Origin of the sequence: Candidatus Poriferisodalis sp. (assembly GCF_965204195.1) — a bacterium.
Taxonomy (GTDB): Bacteria; Actinomycetota; Acidimicrobiia; order Acidimicrobiales; family Poriferisodalaceae; genus Poriferisodalis.
Map to the genome: position 1 here is coordinate 3,623,437 of NZ_OZ241975.1, position 9,818 is coordinate 3,633,254.

Annotated in this window: 13 protein-coding genes and 1 tRNA gene; 5 read left to right on the forward strand and 9 right to left on the reverse strand. The window is 68.4% G+C overall.

The window, feature by feature from the left end:
- Positions 1 to 172: 172 nt before the first annotated feature.
- The 6 genes from ACOGI8_RS16425 to ACOGI8_RS16450 all read right to left on the reverse strand — a co-directional run bounded on the left by ACOGI8_RS16425 (position 173) and on the right by ACOGI8_RS16450 (position 5,133).
- Entirely contained in the window at positions 173 to 997 is an 825-nt protein-coding gene (locus tag ACOGI8_RS16425; protein WP_419854858.1) for an SAM-dependent chlorinase/fluorinase, read from the reverse strand.
- 99 nt (positions 998 to 1,096) lie between these two features.
- On the reverse strand, positions 1,097 to 1,888 hold the full coding sequence (gene proC, locus ACOGI8_RS16430) for a pyrroline-5-carboxylate reductase (RefSeq protein WP_419854859.1): 792 nt from the start codon (positions 1,886 to 1,888) through the stop codon (positions 1,097 to 1,099).
- A gap of 163 nt (positions 1,889 to 2,051) precedes the next feature.
- Entirely contained in the window at positions 2,052 to 2,528 is a 477-nt protein-coding gene (locus ACOGI8_RS16435) for a YbjN domain-containing protein (RefSeq protein ID WP_419854860.1), read from the reverse strand.
- Entirely contained in the window at positions 2,525 to 3,787 is a 1,263-nt protein-coding gene (locus tag ACOGI8_RS16440) for a glycosyltransferase (protein WP_419854861.1), read from the reverse strand. Before ACOGI8_RS16440 ends, ACOGI8_RS16435 begins: the two co-directional genes overlap by 4 nt.
- Positions 3,788 to 3,859: 72 nt before the next feature.
- Complete coding sequence (locus ACOGI8_RS16445; RefSeq protein WP_419854862.1) at positions 3,860 to 4,876, reverse strand: hypothetical protein; 1,017 nt, start codon at positions 4,874 to 4,876, stop codon at positions 3,860 to 3,862.
- Between the two features lie 14 nt (positions 4,877 to 4,890).
- Entirely contained in the window at positions 4,891 to 5,133 is a 243-nt protein-coding gene (locus ACOGI8_RS16450) for a MoaD/ThiS family protein (protein ID WP_419854863.1), read from the reverse strand.
- A gap of 62 nt (positions 5,134 to 5,195) precedes the next feature.
- Between ACOGI8_RS16450 and ACOGI8_RS16455 the strand changes: the two genes are divergently transcribed.
- Complete coding sequence (locus ACOGI8_RS16455; protein ID WP_419854864.1) at positions 5,196 to 5,900, forward strand: histidine phosphatase family protein; 705 nt, start codon at positions 5,196 to 5,198, stop codon at positions 5,898 to 5,900.
- Positions 5,901 to 5,927: 27 nt separating this feature from the next.
- Here ACOGI8_RS16455 and ACOGI8_RS16460 read toward each other — a convergent pair whose 3' ends face one another.
- Positions 5,928 to 6,125 carry a hypothetical protein gene (locus ACOGI8_RS16460; RefSeq protein WP_419854865.1) on the reverse strand — a complete coding sequence of 66 codons (198 nt, stop codon included), beginning with the start codon at positions 6,123 to 6,125 and terminating at the stop codon, positions 5,928 to 5,930.
- An 80-nt stretch (positions 6,126 to 6,205) separates the two neighbouring features.
- Here ACOGI8_RS16460 and ACOGI8_RS16465 point away from each other — a divergent pair.
- The 3 genes from ACOGI8_RS16465 (at position 6,206) to ACOGI8_RS16475 (ending at position 7,116) form a co-directional block, all read left to right on the forward strand.
- Positions 6,206 to 6,278, forward strand: a tRNA-Lys gene (locus ACOGI8_RS16465).
- A gap of 60 nt (positions 6,279 to 6,338) precedes the next feature.
- Positions 6,339 to 6,773: a dUTP diphosphatase gene (gene dut, locus ACOGI8_RS16470; RefSeq protein WP_419854866.1), complete on the forward strand. Its 435-nt coding sequence runs from the start codon at positions 6,339 to 6,341 to the stop codon at positions 6,771 to 6,773.
- Positions 6,774 to 6,825: 52 nt separating this feature from the next.
- Positions 6,826 to 7,116, forward strand: coding sequence for a hypothetical protein (locus tag ACOGI8_RS16475; RefSeq protein ID WP_419854867.1), 291 nt, complete (start codon positions 6,826 to 6,828; stop codon positions 7,114 to 7,116).
- Here ACOGI8_RS16475 and ACOGI8_RS16480 read toward each other — a convergent pair.
- The gene (locus ACOGI8_RS16480) at positions 7,113 to 7,928 is read right to left on the reverse strand and encodes a potassium channel family protein (protein ID WP_419854868.1); all 816 of its coding nucleotides are present in this window, start codon (positions 7,926 to 7,928) and stop codon (positions 7,113 to 7,115) included. The genes ACOGI8_RS16475 and ACOGI8_RS16480 overlap by 4 nt on opposite strands.
- A 43-nt stretch (positions 7,929 to 7,971) precedes the next feature.
- Here ACOGI8_RS16480 and orn point away from each other — a divergent pair, with 43 nt between their 5' ends.
- A complete protein-coding gene (orn, locus tag ACOGI8_RS16485) occupies positions 7,972 to 8,556 on the forward strand; it encodes an oligoribonuclease (RefSeq protein WP_419856425.1) in 585 nt (194 codons plus the stop codon).
- 15 nt (positions 8,557 to 8,571) lie between these two features.
- On the opposite strand, the gene ACOGI8_RS16490 is transcribed toward orn, so the two are convergent.
- Positions 8,572 to 9,771 (reverse strand): Fic family protein, encoded by a 1,200-nt coding sequence (locus ACOGI8_RS16490; protein WP_419854869.1) that lies wholly within the window; start codon positions 9,769 to 9,771, stop codon positions 8,572 to 8,574.
- Between the last annotated feature and the right edge of the window lie 47 nt (positions 9,772 to 9,818).

The window sequence follows — 9,818 nt, forward strand, 5'->3', positions numbered from 1 at the left end:
CGGCACCCCGTTTCCACGCGTTCGACAAAAGATCGCGCAGCAAATGGGGTCACAGAACGATCAGTCGAGCGCCACGAGCAGCTGGATGGTTGCGGCGAGCAGGATGACCGCAGCGAGCGCGGCCAGCACGAGCGCTGTTCGAGGTCTCATGTCACCCTCTCATGTCACGGTCTCACGCTGTGGGGCGCAGCCGGACTTCGGTACCCACTGCGAAGCCAAGATGAGCGGCGCTCCCGCCGGCGATCGTCAACTCGAGCAAGCCGAAGGGATCGTCGCACAGGGCGAGGCTGCCTGTGTCCGTCGACCCCGCAGGCGCCAGCCGGACCGACTGCGAATTCGCTGCCGCGGGCTGTGACGCACTCGCGCCTGCCGTCCATTCCATGACCAGGAGATCGCCGAGGGCTGCCAGCGTCTCGCGGTCGACGTTGAGCTGCACCGTGCCCCAGCGCGTCACCGACAGCACTTCCGCGGTCACCGAACCGTCGTCTTCGACGCGGGGCACCGCAACGAGCGACGGCAACAGCAGCGAGGGGTCGATCGGCGCGCCCAACGCTTCAATCGGCGCTCCGGCCGCCAGCAGACCGGCTGCGGGCGCGAGCACATCGCGCGCCGGGTGAAGCACAGATTGGGGATCGCCGCAGTCGGCAACCTCGATGCACACAGCGATGTCCGCTCCGCCGACCGTCGCCACCGCAGCCGCCAGCATCCCATTGTCCGGGCCGACCAGCATCGATTGGCCGTCGCCGACCGAGACCGCTATGGCGGGCCGGTCCAAGCGGCGTCCCACCGATGCGAGCACCACCCCCGGCGCAAGGTGCGGCACGCTGCGCGCCAGCATCAAAGCTGCCGTGCGCGTATCGCCCGGATCGATCTCGTGGCACAGGTCGATCACGGCGGCGTGGGGAGCGGCCTGGCGCACGATCGAATGAACGACGCCCACCGACTCGTCTGCGGTGCCCAGATCGCTCAAGCACGTGATCGTGTCGAAACCTGTCATGGCTGCAGAGCGTCTCGTGGCGACACGCTTATCTCCCGCTCTTGTTCCCAGTCTCGATTGGATACGGGCTCACGGGCCGCTCGGGCCCCAGGCGCTCGATCACGCTGAGCCGAGTTCGGCGGAGCGGCGCGTGGCTGCTTCGACGGCCGCAGCGAATGCGGCACGCACGCCGTGGCCCTCCAGCTCGCGGAGCCCGGCCGCCGTCGTGCCGCCCGGCGACGTCACGTCGGCTCGCAGATCGGCCGGCGAACGTCCCTCGGCCAGCAGCGTCGCGGCACCCAGCAGTGTCTGGTTGGCCAATTCCGCCGCCACCGGTCGGCCCAGGCCCATGAGCACGCCCGCCTCGATCATTGCCTCGGCCACCAGGAACACATACGCCGGTCCGGACCCAGACAGACCGGTCACCGCATCCATCAGGTGCTCGGGGACGCGCACAACACGTCCTACGGCACCAAGAATCTCCTCGGCCCATCCGAGGTCGTCTTCGGAGGCTCGGTCGTTGCCGCAGATCGCCGCCGCGCCCTCCGACACCAGTGCGGGCGTGTTCGGCATGGCGCGCACGATCGGGGTGCCGGTGCCTGCAGCGGTGTCGAGCGTCGAGAGCGTGACTCCGGCAGCGATCGAGAGGATGCGCTCGGTGCCGGCGGCCGTGACCGCGGCGGCGACGGTCGGGATGACGTCGGGCTTGGTGGCGAGGATGGCGCCGGCCGACGCCGGGACGTCACCGGAGACAGCGACGCCGTAGCGATCGGCCAGCTCATCGCGGCGCGCGGCAATCGGCTCAGCGACGCAGATGCTCTCGGCGCTGCGGCCGGCCGTGAGCAACCCGCCCAGCAGCGCTTCGCCCATCTTGCCGCCGCCGACGATCAGCAGTTCGACGCTGTCAGCCATGCGGTCACGGTACCGGACCGCATCAGGACCGCTGCCAAGCCCAATGGCGGTGCCGGGGCACTCGCGGTGAAGTGGGACGCTTCCCTGCGGCCTGCAGGCGAGTGCCCCGGCAAGAATCAAATCAATCAGAAACCAATGAAACGTGTCAAATGATTTTCGCGGTTTATGGCTTGAAGCCGAGGCGGATCAGCGTCGTGAAGTCACGCTCGATGTACGCCCAGAGCGATCCGACGACCCGGTCAAGCTCGTCCTCGTCGACGCAGTGGGTGGGCAGCTCCCCCGTCAGGTACACGGCATCCTCGGGGCCGATGCCGTATTGGGCGCCCACCAGCGAGTAGTTGCGGCGCAGGATGAAGTCGGCCACCTGGTCCGCTCGATGCTGCGGCGTCGGGAGCACGTAGGACTCATACGCCAGCGTGCGCTGGCGTAGCGTCAGCCAGATGGCGATGACATCGCGCGATTCCCCGGCCAGACGCACGTACCAGCGCCGCGGAACCTCCTCGTCACGGGTCACGTCGAGCAGCATCGGGCGCTCGTCGGCGCCGCCGTCGGCCTGTGAGCGGGCCCAGTCGGCGAGCCAATCGTCCATGCGAGACTCGAGCCGATCGAGCTCGGCGTCGGACGCCGGCCGGCGGGTCACAGGCAGGCGACGAGCTCTCGCCGGGCCGCGGTGTCGAGCACGTCCAGCGCCGCGGCCGCACTCGCACGCCAGCTATGGCGCTCGGCGCGGCGAGAGCCGGCATCGCCGAGGCGCAGCGCCAGCAGCGGATCAGCGAGGATGTCGATGACCCGGCGGGCGAACGCGTCGCTGCTGCGGTCGGAGATGAGGTAGCCCGTATTGCCCTCGACGACGTTGTCGCGCAGACCGCCGACGTCGGACGCGACGACCGGTGTCCCGCACGCCGCGGCTTCGAGCGCAACGAGCCCGAACGATTCTGAGCGGCTGGGTACCAAGCACACATCGGCGGCCCGGTAATAGGTCGACAGCAGGTAGTGCGGGAGCGGATCGACGAACCGCACGTGGTCTGTCACGGCCAGCTCGTCGGTCATGGCTTTCAGGCGGGACAGCGTGGCCTCGCCGCGCGGACCGCTGGGCCCACCCACAACGATGAGCTGGGCGTGGGCGCCCGCTGCGCCGGCAGCTCTCGTGGCTGCGAGCGTCTCAACGGCCAGCTCGGCGCCCTTCAGCGGCTGCAGGCGACCCACGAACAGCAGCACCGGTCCCGGTGGAAGGCCGATCGCTGCACGAGCCCCATGGCGCTGGCCGGGCGCGAACATGGCCCGGTCCACGCCGGGTGTCAGCACGTGGAGACGCTCGGGCGCAACGTCGTACAGCGACGTGAGCTGGGCCGCCTCAGCGTCGCCGGAGGTGAACACGGCGTCCGCGCAGTCGATGACTCGTTGCTCCGCGTCGCCCCGGTGGCGTGGCTCGGCGTCGCCGGTGCTCGTCTTGACGCGCCCCAGGGTGTGAAACGTGACTGCCAGCGGAATGTCCAAGCGGTGTTTCAGTTGGTGCCCGGCCATGCCGCTCAACCAGTAGTGAGCGTGAATTGCGTCGACTGGGCGTCGAGCGAGGTGCTCGCCGACCCTGCCGGCAAATGCCGCAACGACCGCCGGCAGGTCGTCCTTGTCGAGCGACGGGGCACCGGCATCGACATGTGTGACCGTCACCCCCGACTCCACCTCGAGCTGATCGGGTTGCGACGGATCGGTGCGGCGCGTGTAGATGTCGCAGTCGACGCCGAGATGCGCCAGCGCGGCAGTGAGTTCGCGCACGTATACGTTCAAGCCGCCGCCGTCGCCGCTGCCGGGCTGGCGCAACGGCGAGGTGTGCATGCACAGCACGGCGACCCGCAAGACGCGGCCAGGCATCTGGCGGTCAGGAACATCGTGGGCCACGGCCGATAACGCTACGCAGATCACCGCAGCGTCACGAACTGAGTGCGCAGCAGCGCCGTGGGGATGAGACGTTCAGATGGCGAGAAGTCCCAAGCCCCACAGCCACGCCAGAGCCGTGACGCTCAGCGAATCGAGCCTGCGCACGGCCCACTCCCCGGCCAGACGCTCCCGCGCACGCTGGAGCCCGCCGGCGGGCTCCGATGCACCGCTGCCGGCGACTGATCGTCTGTTGGCGTTCGGCGGGCCTGCCCGGACGTGCTCTCGGCGTGCGGCGAGCGCGGTATTCGGCCGGGCGAGCGCGGGGCCGAGCGGCAGGGTCAACGCCGCGAGCACACCGAACCTGAAGACGTCGTTGGGTGCAAACGGCGGCACGCTCAGGCCGGTCAGGGCAAAGACGGCGATCACGGCGGCGATCGCTCCCATCAGCGGACCGCGAAGCCCCGGCTGCCGACCCGACGCGCTGAGGTGCGCGCTGGCGTCGTGAGCGGCGGCCGCGCTCACGAGCACGAGTGCCGCTCCCAGCGAGTAGCGAGCGATGGCTGCCAAGCACGCGGCCGCGACGCCGACCTGCATCCAGGTGCGAATCAGCAGCCCTGCACCGCTCAGGTACCGCAGCGGCGACGCCTGTTCCCCCATTGCAGCGCCGGTGTCGGGGCGGCGGGGTCGCAAGGCTGCGACCACGATGAAGCTGGCGGCGACCGCCCCGCCCACAACGACCCCCGCCAGGCGGGTGTCGAGGACGCCTGCGAATCCGACTGCACCGGCGAGCGCGGCAGCGGGCAGCCGATGACTCTGGGGAAGCACCAGCGATTCGGCAATCTGCGGCCGCGCCCCGGTCGAGCTCGACGATGGGCGTGTCGCTCCGGCGCGGCTGCGAACGCCCGCAGCTTGCCAGGCGCCGAGCATGGCGACCGCTGTCAGTGCGATGCCAAACGTCACCGCTCCCGCCCACAATGCACCGATCAACCCGGCGAACCAGATCAGTCCGCCGCTGATGGTGGCGTCGCCCAATTCGACCGCAGGGCCGAGCCATTGCGCCGCTGCGGAGGTTCGCGGCCGCGCCAGCTCGAGATCCGGCGACGCTGCCACGGTGCAGCCGCCGCTCAGCCGCCCGAGACGGGCGGCAGGACGGCGATCTCGTCTCCGGTGCTGAGCTTCGACTCCCCGAGCGCCGGTTCGCCGTTCAGCCAGACCCTGCTGGCGGCCAGAACAGCGCTGAAGCCCTCACCGAAGCTCGCCTTCGCCCAGTCCAGTGCTTCGGCGACTGAGGACGCCTCGGTCTGGGTGCTGCCGACACCAGCCGCTTCGCGCGCCCCCGCGAACAGGCGGATCGTCACCGTCGGCATCGCTGCGATGCTACCGATCACGTCCCAGAGGCAACGAGGATGAGCCTCTAGGGTCGGGCGCCGTGACACAGCATTCAGAGTTGCTGGCGGTGCGGCATGGTCAATCCGAATGGAACCTGCGCGGCCGCTGGCAGGGACAGGCCGATCCCGTATTGACCGGCCTCGGCGAGCGGCAGGCGGAGATCGCCGCCGACGCCTTGGCGACGACGCTCGCTGCCGCGGATGACAGCTGGCGGACACCGGTGATGCGGGGGCGCGATCTGCACACCGGTCGGCATGCGTTCGACCTGCCTGCATTCGACTTGATCGTGTCCAGCGACCTGCAACGGGCGCGGCGGACCGCCGAGATCATTGCCAAGCAGCTCGGCGTGAGCGACGTCGTGACCGATGAGGCACTGCGCGAGCGCAGTGCGGGACCGTGGGAAGGCCTCACCCGGGCCGAGATCGACGAGGGCTGGCCCGGCGATGTCGCAGCGAGGAGGTGGCCGCCGGGCTTCGAGTCTGAAGACAGCATTGCCCGGCGGCTGCTGCCGGCGCTGCGGCGGCATATGTCTGTCTGCGGCCGCGTCCTGCTCGTGGGCCACGCAGGTGTGCTCAAGACAATCGACGCGCGGGTGGGTCTCGGCGACGAGCGGGTGCCGAACCTTGCGGGCCGCTGGTTCTGGCTCGACGGCGCTGCAGCCGACGCCACCTGGAGCTGGGATCAGCTGGAGCCTCGTAACAGGGTCGAACTGGTCTCGTCGAACATCGACCTCACCATCGAGTAGCCGCGCCGGCTCTCGGGACGCCGCCTCTTAGGACTCAGTAAGCCAGGCCGTTGCCGCTGCGGCATCGATGTCGTCGTCGGCCAGCAGGCTCAAGGTTCGTTCCGCTCGTGCCAGATCGTCCTCGATGGCGTCCAGCTCGGCCTCGCTGAACAGATCCGGCTCAGATGCCGCGGCGGGCATCGCGGCTGGCGAAGGCGACTCTTCGGGCCCGGATGCTGGAGACACTGGCGTCAGGCTAGAGCGAGAAGCCCCACCAGTAGCCTCGATACGAGTGCCGGAGCGCCGAATCGGTGCCTGCGGACGTCGGGCCGCTAGCTCATCGGGTAGAGCAGGGGACTTTTAATCCCAAGGTGCCGGGTTCGAGTCCCGGGCGGCCTACCGCAGCCATGAATCGCGGGCTTCGAGCCAGCTCAGGCCTCACCTACAGTGCTCGCCGTGGTGGCAGTTCCGATACGGCGCCTCGATCCCGACCTTCCGCTTCCGGCGTACGCCAAGCCCGGTGACGCAGGATGCGACCTGCTGGCCGCCGAGACGGTCACGCTGGCCGCAGCCGGCGGCCGGGCCATGGTGCCGACCGGCATCGCTGTGGCAATCCCGCCCGGCTACGCAGGATTCGTGCAGCCCCGCAGCGGGTTGGCGTGGCGGCATGGGGTCACCTGCGTGAACTCGCCCGGATTGATCGACAGCGGCTACCGGGATGAGCTGCGGGTGCTGCTGCTGAACACCGACCCCAGCGAGCCCTACGAGATCCAGCGCGGCGACCGGATCGCGCAACTGGTGATCCAGCGCGTTGAACAGGCAGAGTGGGAAGAGGTCGATTCGCTCGACGAGACCGAGCGGGGGCTTGGAGGGTTCGGGCACTCAGGTCGCTGACGCCGTGCGCCCCGCGCCAGCACTGTCACACCCCATCTGTAGCCATGACGGCATGGCCACGAAGCCGCCGACGCAGCCACCGCTCACCCTGTTCGATGTTTCTCAGTTCGAATTCGAGACCGATCACACGGCCAAGACGCCATCCCGGCCCCCGTCCGCAGGGCTGGCAGCCAGCGGCCTTGTTGCCGCAGGCGCTGGCCGAAAGATTGCAAGTGCCGCAGCCGTGAAGGCCCGCAGGCGCCGCGCCCGTGCGCGGCTGGCGAAGCGTCGTTACCTCGCTGACACCGAGGGTTACGAGCGCATCGAGCAAACTCGCCGCGCCTTGAACCTCGTGGCCGACTAGCGCTCGCCGTCGCCGGCTGCGTCTTGGCGCAGGGCAGCCTCGGCCATGTGTGCTCCGCCGATCTGGTGCGGGTTGATGACGCGATCGGCACCGGCTTGTTGCAGCTTCGGCAACGCGTCGCCCGAATTGGCTCTCGCCACGATGAACAGCTCGGGGCACAGGGCGCGGGCGCTCAATGCCACATAGAGATTGTCGGCGTCGGAATCCAAAGCCACCACCAGCGAACTGGCCCGCTCGAGCCCGGCATTCCGCAAGGTGCTGTCGTGGGTGGCGTCGCCGGGCACCAAGTGCAGATCACCGGGATCGACGTCGGAGTCGCTGTCGATCAGCACCACATCGGTGCCTGCGTCGATCATTGCCGCGGCGATGGCTTGGCCGACCTGGCCGTAACCGCAGACCACGGCGTGACCGGAAAGACTGTCGATGGAGCGCTGCATGCGTCGCCTCCTGATGTGGTCGTCGAGCCGTCCCTCGAACAGCATTTCAATGACAACACCGACGGTGTACAGCGACGTGCCGGTGCCGAGCAGGATGAGGGCGATCGTGAAGATCTGGTAGCGGCCTCCTGTGCCCGCTGGATCGCTGTAGCCAACCGTCGAGACGGTGATGACCGTCTGATACAGCGCGTCGAGCAGACCGAGGCCGAGCAGTACATAACCCGTCGTGCCGGCTGCCAAGATGACCGCGAGCACCGTGAGGCCGGCAATGAGCCGCTCAACGGGCTCAAGTCCACCGGAAACGAGGCGCCGCCGCGATCCGCCGCGAGATCGCTGAGCGCGGCGCGCCTGCCGTCGTCCCAACACGACCTTCATCGATGGAACGCTATTGCGGCCAGCAGCCCGGGTCGTGCCTACCATGGCCGCCGTGCTGGTCTGGCTGGACCTCGAGATGACCGGGCTGGATCATCGCCGCCATCGCATCGTGGAGATCGCAACCGTGATCACCGACGACTCGCTGGAGGTCGTCGCCACGGGTCCGTCGCTGGTGATCGGCGCTTCGCAAGCAGATCTCGATGCCATGGACGCCGAGGTCCGCACGATGCATGAAGCCACGGGATTGCTCGACGAGATCGCAGCATCGAACATCACCGTCGCCGACGCGCAGGAACGCACGCTCTCGTTCATCACCGAGCACGTCCCCGAACCGGGCACCGTGCCGCTGTGCGGCAACTCCATCGGCACCGACCGTCGCTTCTTGGACCAGTACATGCCGGCGCTCGAGCAGCACTTGCATTACCGGGTGGTCGATGTGTCCACCATCAAGGAGCTCGCCAAGCGCTGGCAGCCCGAGGTGGCCCAGGCGTGGGCGGACCTCAGCCGATCGCGTGCCGGGTCCACCAAGCACCGAGCGCTTGACGACGTGCTCGAGAGCATCGACGAGCTCCGCTACTACCGCGACCGGTGGCTCCGACAGGATGCTGCGGACGCAGCCTCAGCGTGAGCTGCTGTCGCTAGATCAATAGGCAGATCGGGTGTTGCCGGTTGGGCTGGCGAGTGCTCGTTCGAGTGCGGTGAACAGGTCGAGCACTCCAGTGGCTTCGAATACTCGGTAGCGCTGGCGGCCCGCGTTGCGTTGTCGCAGGATGCCTGCTTCGGCAAGCTGGTTGACCGCATCGGCCGTGCGCGCCTTGGAACGGCTGATGAGGCAGCTCGCGGATTCGACGGTCACGATCGGCGCGCCCGGCAAGACCCCCAACAGCAAGTCGGTGCTGGAGTTGGCGCGGACACGGCCGAGCTTTGCATGCCAGCCAGCGGTGACGGCACTGATGTCGGCGCTGTAGCTCTGCGCATCCCGGCAGGCCCGGTTGGTCGCGACGGCGAAGATGCGCATCCATTCCGCCGCTGCGGCGGATCGCTCGGCGCTGTGGGGCTCGCTGAGATGGCGAAACGTCATCAGGCCCCCGACGTAGTCGTCCGACAGCGTGGCCAAGGCCAGGCTGATGGGCGGGACGAATGTGGGCGCGAGACCGCGTCGCCTCAGAACGACATGAATCAGCGCGCGGCCCGTCCGGCCATTGCCATCGGCAAATGGATGGATGGTCTCGAACTGGGCGTGCGCAAGAGCGGCTTGTGTCAGCGGTGAGTGATCGTCGCGATTGACGTAGTCGAGGAGATCGGCGAGCAGCTCGGGCACGCACTCGGGAGGCGGCGGGACGAACGCCGCGCTGCACGGGTTGTACGAACTGCCGCCGATCCAGTTCTGCTCCTCCCGGACGACTCCCCCGAGTTCGGGAGCAGGCGATCTGTCCATCAAGGTGCGATGCACCCGCAGCAAGTCGTCAAGCTCGAACCGCGCGCTGCTGAGCGCGAGCTCGAGAGCAGATTCCATCGCTGCGATGTTGGCGAGCACCTCCGCGGCCACTCGGTCTCCCGCCTCCCCGCCGAGCGCAATCGCCGCCTCCGCGAGCGCCAGCCGACGGGCTCCCAATTGCAGACCTTCGATCCTGGATGACGCAACAGACTCAGCCCGCAACAAGAACCGCGCGAGACCTTCGAGACTCACATGCGATGCGTCGGCAACATTCAGCGCTCGCACCGCCGACTCGGCATCTGCAATGTCCGCGGCCACATCCGCGGTGATCGACGGATCCCACCCCACGAGTGGGTCGGCAACGTACGCGTCATAGAAACAGCCGCGCCGATCCTGCCGACTCATCCCCTCGAATCTCGGATGCCAACGCTTTCGCAAGTGTGACGCCATCG

Coding starts and splice junctions, on each gene's coding strand:
- ACOGI8_RS16425 (WP_419854858.1), bottom strand. CDS start 997: ATGACAGGTTTCGACACGATCACGTGCTTGAGCGATCTGGGCACCGCA.
- proC (WP_419854859.1), bottom strand. CDS start 1,888: ATGGCTGACAGCGTCGAACTGCTGATCGTCGGCGGCGGCAAGATGGGC.
- ACOGI8_RS16450 (WP_419854863.1), bottom strand. CDS start 5,133: ATGCCGACGGTGACGATCCGCCTGTTCGCGGGGGCGCGCGAAGCGGCT.
- ACOGI8_RS16475 (WP_419854867.1), top strand. CDS start 6,826: ATGGCCACGAAGCCGCCGACGCAGCCACCGCTCACCCTGTTCGATGTT.
- ACOGI8_RS16480 (WP_419854868.1), bottom strand. CDS start 7,928: ATGAAGGTCGTGTTGGGACGACGGCAGGCGCGCCGCGCTCAGCGATCT.
- orn (WP_419856425.1), top strand. CDS start 7,972: ATGGCCGCCGTGCTGGTCTGGCTGGACCTCGAGATGACCGGGCTGGAT.
- ACOGI8_RS16490 (WP_419854869.1), bottom strand. CDS start 9,771: ATGAGTCGGCAGGATCGGCGCGGCTGTTTCTATGACGCGTACGTTGCC.